The sequence below is a fragment of the Pseudomonas sp. NPDC087639 genome (assembly GCF_044743385.1).
GTDB lineage: Bacteria > Pseudomonadota > Gammaproteobacteria > Pseudomonadales > Pseudomonadaceae > Aquipseudomonas.
On the sequence record NZ_JBIUWI010000043.1, the window covers coordinates 36,512 to 50,044 of the forward strand.

16 protein-coding genes are annotated in these 13,533 nt (G+C 59.2%); 6 read left to right on the plus strand and 10 right to left on the minus strand.

The genetic code is table 11. The features are described 5' to 3' along the window. The first annotated feature begins 41 nt into the window (after positions 1–41). Positions 42–692 (plus strand): response regulator transcription factor ErdR, encoded by a 651-nt coding sequence (erdR, locus tag ACIOVB_RS18190; RefSeq protein ID WP_042557931.1) that lies wholly within the window; start codon positions 42–44, stop codon positions 690–692. 74 nt (positions 693–766) lie between these two features. Further along, complete coding sequence (locus ACIOVB_RS18195; RefSeq protein ID WP_129390014.1) at positions 767–1,129, plus strand: diacylglycerol kinase; 363 nt, start codon at positions 767–769, stop codon at positions 1,127–1,129. Here the strand turns inward: ACIOVB_RS18195 and ACIOVB_RS18200 are convergent. Beyond that, positions 1,126–2,052, minus strand: a complete 927-nt coding sequence (locus tag ACIOVB_RS18200; protein ID WP_187679092.1) for a LysR family transcriptional regulator — start codon at positions 2,050–2,052, stop codon at positions 1,126–1,128. The two genes, ACIOVB_RS18195 and ACIOVB_RS18200, sit on opposite strands and share 4 nt — an antisense overlap. Positions 2,053–2,194: 142 nt before the next feature. Between ACIOVB_RS18200 and fpr the strand changes: the two genes are divergently transcribed. Next, positions 2,195–2,974, plus strand: coding sequence for a ferredoxin-NADP reductase (gene fpr, locus ACIOVB_RS18205; protein WP_002554680.1), 780 nt, complete (start codon positions 2,195–2,197; stop codon positions 2,972–2,974). A 109-nt stretch (positions 2,975–3,083) separates the two neighbouring features. On the opposite strand, the gene tsaA is transcribed toward fpr, so the two are convergent. The 6 genes from tsaA to rimO all read right to left on the minus strand — a co-directional run bounded on the left by tsaA (position 3,084) and on the right by rimO (position 8,245). Next, positions 3,084–3,782, minus strand: a complete 699-nt coding sequence (gene tsaA, locus ACIOVB_RS18210; RefSeq protein ID WP_401270019.1) for a tRNA (N6-threonylcarbamoyladenosine(37)-N6)-methyltransferase TrmO — start codon at positions 3,780–3,782, stop codon at positions 3,084–3,086. 170 nt (positions 3,783–3,952) lie between these two features. Further along, entirely contained in the window at positions 3,953–4,723 is a 771-nt protein-coding gene (locus ACIOVB_RS18215; RefSeq protein WP_187679501.1) for an SDR family oxidoreductase, read from the minus strand. A 131-nt stretch (positions 4,724–4,854) separates the two neighbouring features. Then, a complete protein-coding gene (locus ACIOVB_RS18220; RefSeq protein ID WP_401270023.1) occupies positions 4,855–5,325 on the minus strand; it encodes a DUF1456 family protein in 471 nt (156 codons plus the stop codon). A gap of 72 nt (positions 5,326–5,397) precedes the next feature. Continuing rightward, positions 5,398–6,108, minus strand: coding sequence for an rRNA pseudouridine synthase (locus ACIOVB_RS18225; protein ID WP_187679499.1), 711 nt, complete (start codon positions 6,106–6,108; stop codon positions 5,398–5,400). A gap of 102 nt (positions 6,109–6,210) precedes the next feature. Further along, the gene (locus tag ACIOVB_RS18230) at positions 6,211–6,684 is read right to left on the minus strand and encodes a GNAT family N-acetyltransferase (protein WP_401270027.1); all 474 of its coding nucleotides are present in this window, start codon (positions 6,682–6,684) and stop codon (positions 6,211–6,213) included. Positions 6,685–6,907: 223 nt separating this feature from the next. Beyond that, on the minus strand, positions 6,908–8,245 hold the full coding sequence (gene rimO / locus ACIOVB_RS18235; protein ID WP_401270030.1) for a 30S ribosomal protein S12 methylthiotransferase RimO: 1,338 nt from the start codon (positions 8,243–8,245) through the stop codon (positions 6,908–6,910). 290 nt (positions 8,246–8,535) lie between these two features. Here rimO and ACIOVB_RS18240 point away from each other — a divergent pair, with 290 nt between their 5' ends. The 3 genes from ACIOVB_RS18240 to ACIOVB_RS18250 all read left to right on the plus strand — a co-directional run bounded on the left by ACIOVB_RS18240 (position 8,536) and on the right by ACIOVB_RS18250 (position 11,201). Continuing rightward, positions 8,536–10,437, plus strand: coding sequence for a potassium transporter Kup (locus ACIOVB_RS18240; RefSeq protein WP_095126536.1), 1,902 nt, complete (start codon positions 8,536–8,538; stop codon positions 10,435–10,437). Positions 10,438–10,611: 174 nt separating this feature from the next. Continuing rightward, the gene (locus ACIOVB_RS18245; RefSeq protein ID WP_401270033.1) at positions 10,612–10,902 is read left to right on the plus strand and encodes a type II toxin-antitoxin system Phd/YefM family antitoxin; all 291 of its coding nucleotides are present in this window, start codon (positions 10,612–10,614) and stop codon (positions 10,900–10,902) included. A gap of 11 nt (positions 10,903–10,913) precedes the next feature. Next, positions 10,914–11,201, plus strand: coding sequence for a type II toxin-antitoxin system RelE/ParE family toxin (locus ACIOVB_RS18250; RefSeq protein ID WP_401270036.1), 288 nt, complete (start codon positions 10,914–10,916; stop codon positions 11,199–11,201). A gap of 75 nt (positions 11,202–11,276) precedes the next feature. Here the strand turns inward: ACIOVB_RS18250 and ACIOVB_RS18255 are convergent, their stop codons facing one another. The 3 genes from ACIOVB_RS18255 to ACIOVB_RS18265 all read right to left on the minus strand — a co-directional run. Then, complete coding sequence (locus ACIOVB_RS18255) at positions 11,277–11,588, minus strand: DUF3077 domain-containing protein (RefSeq protein WP_187679494.1); 312 nt, start codon at positions 11,586–11,588, stop codon at positions 11,277–11,279. 550 nt (positions 11,589–12,138) lie between these two features. Further along, positions 12,139–13,434 (minus strand): virulence factor family protein, encoded by a 1,296-nt coding sequence (locus ACIOVB_RS18260; RefSeq protein WP_401270041.1) that lies wholly within the window; start codon positions 13,432–13,434, stop codon positions 12,139–12,141. Further along, positions 13,434–13,533: hypothetical protein (locus ACIOVB_RS18265; RefSeq protein ID WP_401270044.1), on the minus strand; the 100-nt coding region annotated here is incomplete at its 5' end. The genes ACIOVB_RS18260 and ACIOVB_RS18265, both read right to left, overlap by 1 nt.

Here is a 13,533-nt window from a genome sequence, read left to right on the forward strand (position 1 = left end):
AATACACCGGGTCAGCCATCAAAAACAGGATCATTTGAAAAATGGCCACATACGACATCCTGATTGCCGATGATCACCCCCTGTTTCGTAGCGCCCTGCATCAAGCGGTGACGCTGGGCCTTGGCCCGGACGTCCGGCTGGTGGAAGTGGCGAGCATCGCCGAACTGGAAACCCGTCTCACCGAAAAAGCTGATTGGGATCTGGTCCTGTTGGATCTGAATATGCCCGGCGCGTTCGGGTTTTCCGGGCTGGTGATGTTGCGCGGTCAATACCCGCAGATTCCCGTGGTGATGGTCTCGGCGCAGGAAGAAGCCTCGGTGATGGTCAAATCCCGTGAATTCGGTGCCAGTGGCTTTATTCCCAAGTCCAGCGACCTGAGCGTGATTCAGGAAGCGGTGCGTAAAGTGCTCGATGGCGATGTGTTCTGGCCGCCGCAGGCGTTCGAAGCGGTCAGCGTTTCCGCCGAAGCGAAGGCTGCCAGTGATGGCCTCGCCAGCCTGACTCCGCAACAGTTTCGCGTGCTGACCATGGTCTGCGAAGGCTTGCTGAACAAGCAGATTGCTTATGAGCTGAGCGTGTCGGAAGCGACCATCAAGGCCCACGTCACGGCGATCTTTCGCAAGTTGAATGTGCGTACTCGCACGCAAGCGGCTTTACTGCTGCAACAACTTGAGTCAATTCCGAGCCAATAACTATTGGCGTATTCACGCTTTTTTGACTTTCGTTGATCTAGCTTTCTCACTCCTTTTCAGTTGGTTTCCACTTTATGTCACCTTTCAAGGGCCAGACCGGCCTGAAACGCATCCTCAACGCTTCCGGTTACTCGCTGGACGGTCTGCGTGCAGCCTTCACCGGTGAAGCGGCGTTCCGCCAACTGGTGCTGCTTAATGTAGTGCTGATTCCGCTGACGTTCTTCCTCAATGTCAGCCGCGTCGAACAGGCACTGTTGATCGCTGTGTGCTTGCTGGCGCTGATCGTCGAGTTGCTGAACTCGGCGGTGGAAGCGGCCATTGACCGCATCTCCCTGGAATTGCACCCACTGTCCAAGAACGCCAAGGACATGGGCAGCGCCGCGCAATTCGTGGCCTTGACCATGATCGCTCTGGTTTGGGCGGTGATTCTGCTTTAAGCGATAGTGGGCAAGACGATCTCGTCGCTGCGCTGCACCCCGGCGGTGAAAGCGCGGCACAGATCGAGAAACTCGCGCATGGCCGAGGTCTGGTATTTCTGCTTGTGCCAAATGAAGTAGAACTGTCGCGCCAGATCCAGATCCGGCGTCTCCACAGGCACCAGACTCCCACGGCGGAAGGCATCACGTAGCGCCAGCCGCGAGATACAGCCAATCCCCAGCCCCGACTCCACCGCGCGTTTGATCGCTTCGGTGTGCTCCAGCTCCAGACGGATATTCAGCGCACTGCGATGGTGACGCATGGCCTGATCGAAGGTCAGGCGCGTGCCGGAACCCTGTTCGCGCAGAATCCACGCCTCATGCGTCAACTCTTCCATGGTCGCGCTGCCGCGTTTGGCCAGCGGATGCTGCGGCGCGCAAAACACCACCAGCTCATCCTCGACCCAGCTCTGCACTTCGATGTCCGGGTGGCTGCAATCGCCTTCGATTAGACCCAGATCAATTTCGTAGTGAGCGACTTGTTGCACGATATTGGCAGTGTTCTGCACGTGCAGCTTTACCTGACTTTCAGGGTGGCGCTGCATGAAACTGCCGATCAGCAGGGTTGCCAGGTAATTGCCGATGGTCAGCGTTGCGCCCACCGACAGCGAGCCGAAACCGGATTTGCCGTTGAGCAGGTCTTCGATTTCCTTGGACTGATCCAGCAGCGCCACGGCTTGCGGCAGTAGCTGTTTACCGAGGGCGTTGAGGCTCAGCCGTTTGCCGGCACGGTCGAACAGCTGGCAGCTGGACTGGCGCTCCAGTTCGGTGATCGAGGTGCTTGCCGCCGATTGCGAGAGGTTGAGCAGACCCGCAGCACGGGATACGCTTTCCTGCTGGGCGACAGCGACGAAGACTTGCAGTTGACGGAGAGTAAATCGCATATCGATATAACCGATAACCCTTATCTTAATAATCCAGTTAACAGATATTGTCGGCGCTATTAGAATGCGATGCAATTGCGCACCATCGGCATTTATTCAGCCCAGAGCAAGCGCAGAGCCAATATCCAGGAGTCAAACGTACATGAGCAACATGAACCACGAGCGTGTCCTCAGTGTTCATCACTGGAACGATACCCTGTTCAGCTTCAAGTGCACCCGCGATCCGGGCCTGCGCTTCGAGAACGGGCAGTTCGTGATGATCGGCCTGCAACAGCCAAACGGCCGCCCGCTTATGCGCGCTTACTCGATTGCCAGCCCGAACTGGGAAGAGCATCTGGAATTCTTCAGCATCAAAGTACCTGATGGCCCGCTGACCTCCCAGTTGCAGCATCTGAAGGAAGGCGACGAGATCATCATCAGCAAAAAGCCTACGGGCACGCTGGTGCTGGACGATTTGAAGCCTGGTAAACACCTTTACCTGCTCAGCACCGGTACCGGACTGGCGCCGTTCATGAGTGTGATCCAGGATCCGGAAACCTACGAGCGTTTCGAAAAAGTCATCCTGTGCCACGGCGTGCGTTACGTGAACGAAGTTGCTTACCGCGAATTCATCACCGAGCACCTGCCGCAAAACGAGTTCTTCGGCGAAGCGCTGCGCGACAAGCTGATTTACTACCCGACCGTCACTCGCGAGCCTTTCGAGAACGAAGGTCGTCTGACCGATCTGATGCGCAGCGGCAAACTGTTCAGCGACATCGGCCTGCCGCCGATCAACCCGCAGGACGACCGCGCCATGTTGTGCGGCAGCCCGAGCATGCTCGACGAGACCAGCGAAGTGCTCAACAGCTTCGGCCTGACCGTGTCGCCGCGTATGCGCGAGCCGGGTGACTACCTGATCGAGCGTGCGTTCGTCGAGAAGTAAGACACATTCCCTGTGGGAGCGAGCCTGCTCCCACAATAGGTGTTGTGGTGTGACAGCAAAAAGCCCGCGTTGCCTGAGAAGGCAGCGCGGGCTTTTTCGTTTTCGGGGTTTAGGCGCTGGCGGGGATGACTTCGAGGACGCGAATCTGTTCAGGGGTCGGATAGTGCCAGCGCACATCCAGATCCCAGAACTGTGCGCCATATTCACGTTCCGGCGCCGGGGTCTGATACGCCGGGCGCGGATCCTGGGCCAGACATTGCTCGATCAACTCGACCAGTGGCTCGGCGAGGCGCTGAGCGTGGGTGTGAGCCTGTTGCAAGGCTGCGTCCGTCCACTGCACGTCAATCAATAGCGGCGCAGCGCTGGCGATGCTGTTGGAGGCGCTGGTGATGATGTCGGCGTAAGGCACGTAGGGTTTGATGTCGAGAATCGGCGTGCCATCGAGCAAGTCGATGCCGGAGATGAACAGGCGATTGGCTTCGACCTTATCGAGTTTCACCACGGATTGGCCGATGCCATTCGGGCGGTGGGTGGCGCGGGTGGCGAAGACGCCCATGGACTTGTTGCCACCGAGGCGGGGAGGGCGGACTTTCAGGCGCGGTTTTTCTTCCAGCGCCTGATGGAACAGGAACAGCAGCCAGACGTGGCTGACCTGTTCCAGACCCTGCACCGCGTCACCCTGATCGAACGGCGCCACCAGTTCCAGCACGCCCCGGGCAGCGGGGGCCAGTTGCGGTTGGCGAGGGATGGCAAACTTCTCCTTGAAGCAGGAGCGCACGAAGCCGATGGGGGAGACGCTGTAAGTCATGGTTGAGAGTCAGAAGCGGGATCAGGGCGGGCATGATAACCCGGCAGGCCCCAAGACTGGTGGTAGCAGGACCGGCCTCTTCGCGAGCAGGCTCGCTCCCACAGTTGACCTGTGTCGTACACAAAATTCCTGTGGGAGCGAGCCTGCTCGCGAAGGCCGCGCCGCCGATCTCAGAGACTGAACCCACCATCCAGCGGAATGATATTTCCCGTCATGTACGCCCCAGCCGTACTCGCCAGACTGATCGCCAACGCCGCCATCTCTTCCTCACGCCCCCAACGCTTCATCGGAATCAGTGCCGTGTCCTCGGCCAATGCCTGCTGATCATTACCAATATGCTGGGTCATCTTGCTCGGAAACCGCCCTGGAGCGATCACGTTAACGTTGATGTGTTGGCTCACCAGTTCCCGCGCGAGAATCCGCGACAGTTGATGCAGCGCGGCTTTGCTCGGCCCATAGGCATACGCCTGCTCGCCAAAAGACGAAATACCCGCCACCGAACCGATGTTGATGATCCGCGCCGGATTCGCCGCCGACCCTGCTTTGCGCAGCAGCGGCAGGAACTGCTGAATGCAACTGAACACCGACGTCACGTTGAGCTGCATGACTTTCTCCCAGCCCTTGACCGGGTAGCTTTCCAGCGGCGCGCCCCAAGTGGTGCCGGCGTTGTTCACCAAAATATCCAGATGGGTGATCTGCTCGCCCAGCCTCGCGGCCAGTTCCTGTACGCCTTCTTCAGTCGCCAGATTCGCCGCCACGCCGTGGCAAGTGCCCAGGGCACTGAGCTCTTCCGCCGTTTGATGACAGGCTTCGGCGTCACGAGAGCAGACGAACACACGGGCGCCGGCCTCGACAAAGGCCTTGGCGATCATTTTGCCGATACCACGGGTGCCGCCGGTCACCAGAGCGGTGCGGCCTTGCAGGGAAAAGTACGGGTGCATGGCGAATCCTGAGGGCTAGGGATCAATACACCCTAGTCGCCAGCCGCGAAAAGCGGAGCCACTATTTTCGAAGGGAATGAGCGGTCATGCGCAGCGGCGGCGACGGTCAGTCGCCACCGCTGGAAGCAATATCAGGCGGCGCGAACGCGCAGGGTCAGGCCCTTGAGGAAGTTGCGCAGCAACTGGTCGCCGCACGGACGGTAGTTGGTGTGGCCGACCTTGCGGAACAGTGCGCTCAGCTCCGGCTTGGACACCGGGAACTCGGCAGCCTTGAGGATCGCGTGCATGTCGTCTTCTTTCAGTTCGAAGGCCACGCGCAGCTTTTTCAGGATGATGTTGTTGGTCACCGGCAGTTCGATCGGCTGCGGCGGACGGCTTTCGTCCTTGCCACGCTTGAAGATCACCAGGCCATCGAGGAAGTGCGCGATGACTTCGTCCGGGCAGCGCACGAAGCCTTCTTCGTCTTCTTCTTTCTTGTCGAGCCAGGTGATCACGTCGGCGAGGGTCACGTCCATGCCGCCGAGTTTGATGATCTCGACAACCTTCTTGTCGCTGATGTCGAGCATGTAGCGCACGCTGCGCAATACGTCGTTATGAATCATGTGAGTAATCCTGATAGGCGTTGTGGGCATCGCGCGGGGGCAATGCCGAAATATGTGGCGGCAGTGGAAGTCTTAGAACTTCTCTTTGCCGGACAGGTAGCGCCATTGGCCGACCGGTACTTTGCCGATCGAGACGCCGCCGATACGGATGCGGCGGATGCCGATAACCTTCAGGCCTACCGCTTCGCAGAACTGGGCGATGATGCCCGGCTGCGGGTTTTTCATGGCGAAGCGCAGGCGGTTTTCGTTCTGCCAGCTGGCCTTGACCGGCGGCAGCTCCTTGCCCTTGTGGGTGAGGCCGTGCTGCAAGCGGTTGAGGCCGTGGGCGACCATGTCACCTTCGACTTCAACGATGTATTCCTGCTCGATCTTGGCCGAGTCGGCGGTGAGCTTGCGCAGAATCTTCCAGTCCTGAGTGAATACCAACAGGCCGCTGGCCTTGGCCTGCAGATCAGTGCTGGCGGTCAGGCGCAGGAAGTGGCCACGCAACGGGCGTTTGCTGAAACGGTGCTCTTCGCTGAGGGTTTCGGCACTCAGGGTTTGCATCGCGCTGTCCGCATCCATGCCCGCCGGCACGTTGAGCAGGATGGTCACCGGCTCCGGCGCGGTGGCCTTGGCGTCCTTGTCGAGCTCGACCTTCTGGTCGCCGACCTTGAATTGCGGCTCGTCGATGACTTCGCCGTCCACGGTAACCCAGCCGCCCTCAATGAACAGCTCGGCCTCGCGGCGGGAGCAACCCACCAGTTCGATGAGGCGTTTGGAGAGGCGAATCGGGTCAGTCATGACAGGGCCGTAACAAAAAAGGGGTGGACATTGTACCTGTGTGGCGCCGGTTAAGCCCGGTTCCATTTGCAGGCAGTGAAATCATGCGGGAGCTGTGGTGTATCAGCCATTGCCCGAGCGCTGCTGGTTTTGGCGCAAGCGCATGTGCAGCAACGGATACGGCTGACCCATGCCATCCACCTCCGAACGGCCGATCACCTCGAACCCCTGCTTGAAGTAGAACCCCAGCGCCTGCGGGTTCTGCTCGTTGACGTCCAGTTCATCGGCGTTCAGATGCTGCATGGCGTAATTCAATAGTTTCTTGCCCAGGCCTTGGCCACGATGCGCAGGATCGATGAACAGCATTTCGATCTTGCCCGCTGCGACACCAGCGAAACCGGTGATGCGTTGCTCGTGATCCTTGGTGCAGATCAGCATCACGGAGTCGAGATAGCGGGTCAGCACCAGGTTGCGCAGCAATTCGATATAGCTGTCCGGCAGAAAATCATGGGTAGCGCGGACCGAGGCCTCCCAGACCCGGGTCAGTTCCTGATAATCGCTGAGTTTCGGCGTGTGGATGACCGAATGGTGACGCATGCCTGTGTGCCTCTTGTGCCTGGTTTGATGAGGATCCTTCCCTCAGCAAACGATAGACGTAAAAAAGCCCCGCATCTCGTAAAAAGAGCGGGGCTTTTCAATACAACACTATTCCCCTTGTGGGAGCGAGCCTGCTCGCGAAGGCGTTGGTTCAGTCAACAATTTCAGCAACTGACCCACCGCATTCGCGAGCAGGCTCACTCCCACAGGTACTGGGTGATGCTTAGATCTGCTCAGCCCACAGATCGTATTCGTCTGCGTCAGTCACCTTGCACCAGACCTTGTCGCCCGGCTTGAGATTGCTGCCGTTGTCGATGAACACGTTGCCGTCGATTTCCGGGGCGTCGAAGAAGCAGCGGCCGACCGCGCCTTGCTCGTCGACTTCGTCCACCAGCACTTCGATTTCACGGCCGATGCGCATTTGCAGGCGCGCAGAGCTGATCGCTTGCTGGTGCGCCATGAAGCGGTCCCAACGGTCTTGCTTGACGTCGTCCGGCACGATGTCCAGATCGAGGTCATTGGCCGGTGCGCCATCAACCGGCGAGTACTGGAAGCAGCCGACGCGGTCGAGCTGGGCTTCGGTCAGCCAGTTCAGCAGGTACTGGAAGTCTTCTTCGGTTTCGCCTGGGAAGCCGACGATGAAGGTCGAACGGATGATCAGATCCGGGCAGATTTCGCGCCAGTTCTTGATGCGCGCCAGGGTCTTGTCTTCGAACGCCGGGCGTTTCATCGACTTCAGCACTTTCGGGCTGGCGTGCTGGAACGGGATGTCCAGGTACGGCAGGATCTTGCCGGCGGCCATCAGCGGGATCAGCTCGTCAACGTGCGGGTACGGGTAAACGTAGTGCAGACGGACCCAGACGCCCAAGGTGCTCAGCGCTTCGCAGAGTTCGGTCATGCGGGTTTTCACCGGCGCGCCGTTCCAGAAACCGGTGCGGTATTTCACATCGACGCCGTAGGCGCTGGTGTCCTGGGAGATCACCAGCAGCTCTTTGACGCCGGATTTGACCAGGCGCTGGGCCTCGTCGAGCACATCACCCACTGGACGGCTGACCAGTTTGCCGCGCATCGACGGGATGATGCAGAAGCTGCAGCTGTGGTTGCAGCCTTCGGAAATCTTCAGATAGGCGTAGTGACGCGGGGTCAGCTTGATGCCTTGCGGTGGCACCAGGTCGATCAGCGGGTTGTGGTCTTTGCGTGGCGGCACGACGTCGTGCACAGCGTTGACCACTTGCTCGTACTGCTGCGGACCGGTCACGGCCAGCACGCTCGGGTGCACGTTGCGGATGTTGCCTTCTTCCACGCCCATGCAGCCGGTGACGATCACCTTGCCGTTTTCCTTGATCGCTTCGCCGATCACTTCCAAAGATTCAGCCTTGGCCGAGTCGATGAAGCCGCAGGTGTTGACCACCACGACGTCGGCGTCCTGATAGGTGGACACCACGTCATAGCCTTCCATGCGCAGCTGGGTCAGGATGCGCTCGGAGTCGACCAGTGCTTTCGGGCAACCCAGAGATACGAAGCCAACCTTTGGATTGGCCGGCGCAGGAGTGGTGGACATGTCTAACCTCGGTATTTTGTGACGTCGCTTGCCGTGTGGGAAAGCCGACGGATGGGCGCTTAGGGCGCGCCTCTGATCAAAAAGTGCGCAATTCTAGCGGTGAGGAGCGCACTTGACCAGCTTTATGCCGGGAAATGCGACGAGTGCTGCGCTATGCTTCGCGCCGTTGAGCTTTACCGATTATTTACAGTCAACAAAACGTCTGTAACAGCAGGTAAAACAGCGCATGCTGCACCACAAAGCATAGTGCTTCATTCCAAGAAGCCGGTTCTGAGAAGTAGGAGTGTTGGATGGGTCAGGCAAGTAGTCAGGCGGCGGGCGCCGAGCATTCGACGGCAAAGCCGATCGGCATGCTGGTCGCCGCGGTCGGGGTGGTTTACGGCGACATCGGCACCAGCCCGCTGTACACCCTCAAAGAAGTCTTCGCCGGTCATTATGGTGTGCCGGTCAACCACGATGGAGTCTTCGGGATTCTGTCGTTGATTTTCTGGTCGCTGATCTGGGTCGTCACCATCAAGTACGTGTTGTTCGTACTGCGCGCTGACAACCAGGGGGAAGGCGGGATCATGGCGCTGACCGCTCTGGCGCGACGTGCATCCAGCCGCTACCCGAAACTGCAAACGGTGCTGGTGATTCTGGGGCTGATCGGTGCAGCGCTGTTTTACGGCGACAGCATGATCACGCCGGCCATCTCCGTATTGTCGGCGGTTGAAGGCCTGGAGCTGGCCTTCGACGGACTTGAGCGTTGGGTGGTGCCACTGTCGTTGATCGTGCTGGTTGCCTTGTTCCTGATTCAGAAACACGGCACCGATCGCATCGGCAAGATGTTCGGCCCGGTGATGGTGGCGTGGTTTCTGGTGCTGGGCACTTTGGGTGTCAACGGTATCGTCAAACACCCTGAAGTGCTGAGCGCATTGAACCCGGTGTGGGGCGTGCGTTTCTTCATCGTACATCCTGGTATGGGCGTAGCGATCCTCGGTGCGGTAGTTCTGGCGCTGACCGGTGCTGAAGCGTTGTATGCCGACATGGGTCACTTCGGCCGTAAGCCTATCGCACGCGCCTGGCTGATTCTGGTGCTGCCGGCTTTGGTGCTGAACTACTTCGGTCAGGGCGCGTTGCTGCTGGAAAACCCGGAAGCGGCGCGTAACCCGTTCTACCTGCTGGCGCCGAACTGGGCACTGGTGCCGTTGGTGGTGTTGTCGACCCTGGCCACTGTCATTGCTTCGCAGGCGGTGATTTCCGGCGCGTTCTCGTTGACTCGTCAGGCCATCCAGCTCGGCTACATTCCGCGCATGCACATTCAGCACACGTCCAGTGCCGAACAGGGCCAGATTTACATCGGCGCGGTGAACTGGGCGCTGATGGTGGGCGTGATCCTGCTGGTCATCGGCTTCGAATCCTCGGGCGCGCTGGCGTCTGCTTACGGTGTGGCCGTGACCGGCACGATGCTGATCACCAGCATCCTGGTGTCGGCGGTGATCCTGCTGCTGTGGAAATGGCCACCGCTGTTGGCGGTGCCGATTCTGCTCGGGTTCCTGTTGGTCGATGGTTTGTTCTTTGCTGCCAACGTACCGAAGATCATCCAGGGCGGTGCCTTCCCGGTGTTGGCGGGTATTGTGCTGTTTGTCCTGATGACCACCTGGAAGCGCGGCAAGGAGCTGCTGGTCGATCGTCTCGACGAAGGCGCGCTACCGCTGCCGATCTTTATCAGCAGCATCCGCGTGCAACCACCGCACCGCGTACAGGGCACCGCCGTGTTCCTCACCGCGCGCTCCGACGCCGTGCCCCACGCGCTGTTGCACAACCTGCTGCACAACCAGGTGCTGCACGAGCAAGTGGTGTTGCTGACCGTGGTCTACGAAGACATCCCGCGCGTGCCACCATCGCGCCGCTTCGAAGTGGAAGCGCACGGGGAGGGGTTCTTCCGGGTGATCCTGCACTTCGGCTTCACCGACGAGCCGGACGTGCCGCAAGCCTTGAAGCTGTGTCATCTGGATGATCTGGATTTCAGCCCGATGCGCACGACTTACTTCCTCAGCCGTGAAACGGTCATCGCCTCGAAGCTCGAGGGTATGGCGCGTTGGCGTGAAGCGCTGTTCGCGTTCATGTTGAAGAATGCCAATGGCAATTTGCGGTTCTTCAATCTGCCGCTGAACCGGGTGATTGAGCTGGGGACGCAGGTGGAGATGTAACCCCGCCTCAACTGAAAAGCCCCAGTCAGCCTTGCGGCTGGCGGGGGCTTTTTTGTGGGCGCCCGGCGGATTTTCATTTGGTCAGTCAAAAGAAATACAAAGTTGCAGGGTGTTTAATTCAACGCAATACTCTGTGCATTATTCTGCGCTGCAGCAACTGAGCAAGAGGTGATTATGACGGCATTATTAGAACGTGCTGACCAGGCTATTTCCGTGACTGCCATGGTCAGGAGCTTCAGTGCGAGGCTCAAGGAGATTTCCAGTCGTGCCACTGAGCGTCTGGTTATCTTCAAGGACAATCAACCGGCAGCGGTCATTATCAATGTGCAGGCCTACCAGGAAATGCTGGATGAGCTTGAGGAGCTTCGCATCGAGGCGGCAGCTCGTGAGCGTCTGAGCAATTTTGATCAAACCAAAGCAGTCAGCCATGACGCTATGCGGGCAAGGTATGCCAAGAAGGATTAAAGGAGCGCTGGATGGTTTGGGGAGTAATTTATCATCCGGAGGTCCAAGGAGATCTGGATCAACTGGGATCGGCGGCTGCCAACCGGATACTTGATGTTATCGAGGAACGGATCATCAACGGCGAGCCGGATAAGAGTGGTAAACCCCTTCGAGCCAGCCTTGCGGGTTGTAGAAGGACTCGAACGGGGGACACACGAATCGTCTACCGCGTCGATGGTATAGCCATTCAGGTGTTGATCGTTGCAGTCGGTGCTCGACGTGACGAAGAAGTCTACGACGCCGCAGAGCGCCGCTTGTAATCAAGTGAGGATTGAGCAAGATCAAGCGCCCCCGTAGCCTTAAAGGCTGCGGGGGCTTTTTTGTCTCGGTTGCCTTTACAGGCTTTCAGGGAAATCTTCTTCAGACTCGGTCTTCGTCCGCGCAGGTCGTGGGATCAGTGCTTGTATCACGTCATCAATCAAGGCTTTGCCCATCACTGTCAGATAATGCGCGGCCCAGGCGTGGCGGTCGGTGTCTTTGGTGTAGGCGGCATCCTCGGCGAAGGATTTGGCGAGGTACAGCAGATCGGAGGATTGGGACAAGGCATCGATGATCGGGATGCCGGAGCGAACGTTGAAATACGCTTGATCCGAGTTGTAGAGGAAGGGGGTGAAGCCGATTGTTTTCAGATCAGATTGATTGCTCATGTTCAATTCCCTTGATTTCGAGAGCTGCCGCATCCGATACCAAGCGAATGGGTGGCAGCTGTGCGCAGGTTGGTAAACCGGGGAACCAAGGAAACCGGCACGCCCGAAAGCGTCCCACGCACAGCTGCCATAACACAGGGACTCGGACGAGATACGCCTGAGTCGTGTCGAGTGCGCTGTTGCGCCTTATTCCACCGGGTTACCAAGCCCGATCGCTGAATGGGTCAGCGACGTCCGGAGAGTATCCCGTCAAAAAACAGCGCAACAGGGCGGCAAGGCGCCGCAACACGCGATTCGGAGTTTGCCTACAAGGTCTGTCGGCGTCATCCGATATTGCGAGACGAGAAGTAAACGAAACTAAACGCCTGACACGCAATTCCCTGTAGGAGTGAGCCTGCTCGCGATAGCAGAGTGTCAGCTTGCAAATCAGTGACTGATACTCCGCTATCGCGAGCAGGCTCACTCCTACAGGGGAATGGGGTGATTATCTGAATGTAAAAAGCCCCCGACATCGTGAGATGGCGGGGGCTTTTTGTGGGTGCGCTTCAGATCACTCTTCAGCTACCTGACTCGCCGCCTGACGCTTCTCGATCAGATCCACCAAGCGTTTGGCCAGTGCCGGGTAGTTCTCGTCGAAGTGGTGGCCGCCAGGCAGTTTCACCGCCTCACCAACCGCCGTCTTGTCGGTGCAGCCGCTCTCATCGGTTTCTTCTTCGCCGTAGATGCACACGACCTTGGCCGGTGGCAGCTTGGCCATTTCCGGGCCGGTGGCGGCTTCTTTGCCGGCGTTGCCGAGCCAGCCTTCGACTTCGATTTCGAAGCTGCCGGTGCGGGCGAAGGCCAGCAGGATGATCGCGTCGACACGTTGCTGCTCGGTCTCCGGGAGGCGGTTGTAGATCGCCGGCAGGACGTCGGCACCGAACGAGTAACCGGTGAGGATGAAGCGCTTGGTGCCCCATTTCTGCCGGTAGTGCTGCATCAGTTCGGTCAGGTCCAGGGCGCTTTGCTCCGGGCTCTTGTGCTGCCAGTAGTAGCGCAGGGTGTCGATGCCGACGACCGGGTAGCCGATCTTGGCCATTTCACCCGCTACGTCGCGGTCGAGGTCACGCCAGCCGCCGTCACCGCTGAGGAACAGGGTCACGGTGTCTTTCGCTTGACCGGCCGGGACTTCAACCACGGGGATCGCCAGACCGCCGTTGGCCTTGTCACCGCCGACGAGGATCTTGCGCAGCTCGTTGTTCAGCACTTGCGGCAGGTTGATGTCGTAGTCGCTGATGCTGGTTTCGGCGTTCGGTTGATCGCGCACAAAACCCGCGCTGGCGTCGTCCGGGTTGTCGTTCCATGCCGCCAGCCAGTGACCGTGGGTGGCGGATTTAGGCAGCAGGTGCGTGCAGCCACCTTTTTCCAGTGCCAGGTCCACGGAAATCGCTTGGGCCTTGTCGTTTTTTTGCTCGGCCAACCAGCGCCAGGCCAGCACAGCGCCGGGGCCGATACCGCTGACCAGCGTGGCCGGGCCGTTCAGTTCGCGCAGACCGGTTTGCAGAGCGCGGCTTTGCAGCAGGCAGTCCTTGGGCAGAATCACCTGAACGATTTGCGCCGAGGCGCTGCGGCTCAGGGTGGTCAGTTGCTTTTCACTGAGCTTCTGATCGTCATTGACGGCTACCAGCACCTGAGACTTCGGCTTGGTGCCGGGAATCACACGGGTCATGGCCGGGCCATCGGCCGGAGTCAGCTGTTCGACGGTCGGTTCCGGTGCCGGACGTTTGAGGTACCAGAAACCGCCGCCGGCAATCACGGCCAGCACGATCAGTGCGGCCAGGATGTACTTCAGGGAGCGTTGAATCATCAGCGTTTCACCAATCCAGTCAAGCCGCCCGCGATCAGGGCAGCAGTGTCGGCCAGCGCCACCAGCGGATCGAGTCCGGCGGGCACGGCCATATAACGG

Excerpts from the sequence above, each read along its gene's own strand:
- ACIOVB_RS18195 (WP_129390014.1), top strand. The coding sequence starts at position 767 with ATGTCACCTTTCAAGGGCCAGACCGGCCTGAAACGCATCCTCAACGCT.
- ACIOVB_RS18260 (WP_401270041.1), bottom strand. The coding sequence starts at position 13,434 with ATGATTCAACGCTCCCTGAAGTACATCCTGGCCGCACTGATCGTGCTG.
- ACIOVB_RS18230 (WP_401270027.1), bottom strand. The coding sequence starts at position 6,684 with ATGCGTCACCATTCGGTCATCCACACGCCGAAACTCAGCGATTATCAG.
- ACIOVB_RS18245 (WP_401270033.1), top strand. The coding sequence starts at position 10,612 with ATGACGGCATTATTAGAACGTGCTGACCAGGCTATTTCCGTGACTGCC.
- ACIOVB_RS18225 (WP_187679499.1), bottom strand. The coding sequence starts at position 6,108 with ATGACTGACCCGATTCGCCTCTCCAAACGCCTCATCGAACTGGTGGGT.
- ACIOVB_RS18200 (WP_187679092.1), bottom strand. The coding sequence starts at position 2,052 with ATGCGATTTACTCTCCGTCAACTGCAAGTCTTCGTCGCTGTCGCCCAG.
- fpr (WP_002554680.1), top strand. The coding sequence starts at position 2,195 with ATGAGCAACATGAACCACGAGCGTGTCCTCAGTGTTCATCACTGGAAC.
- ACIOVB_RS18255 (WP_187679494.1), bottom strand. The coding sequence starts at position 11,588 with ATGAGCAATCAATCTGATCTGAAAACAATCGGCTTCACCCCCTTCCTC.
- ACIOVB_RS18240 (WP_095126536.1), top strand. The coding sequence starts at position 8,536 with ATGGGTCAGGCAAGTAGTCAGGCGGCGGGCGCCGAGCATTCGACGGCA.
- tsaA (WP_401270019.1), bottom strand. The coding sequence starts at position 3,782 with ATGACTTACAGCGTCTCCCCCATCGGCTTCGTGCGCTCCTGCTTCAAG.
- ACIOVB_RS18215 (WP_187679501.1), bottom strand. The coding sequence starts at position 4,723 with ATGCACCCGTACTTTTCCCTGCAAGGCCGCACCGCTCTGGTGACCGGC.
- ACIOVB_RS18220 (WP_401270023.1), bottom strand. The coding sequence starts at position 5,325 with ATGATTCATAACGACGTATTGCGCAGCGTGCGCTACATGCTCGACATC.
- rimO (WP_401270030.1), bottom strand. The coding sequence starts at position 8,245 with ATGTCCACCACTCCTGCGCCGGCCAATCCAAAGGTTGGCTTCGTATCT.
- ACIOVB_RS18250 (WP_401270036.1), top strand. The coding sequence starts at position 10,914 with ATGGTTTGGGGAGTAATTTATCATCCGGAGGTCCAAGGAGATCTGGAT.
- erdR (WP_042557931.1), top strand. The coding sequence starts at position 42 with ATGGCCACATACGACATCCTGATTGCCGATGATCACCCCCTGTTTCGT.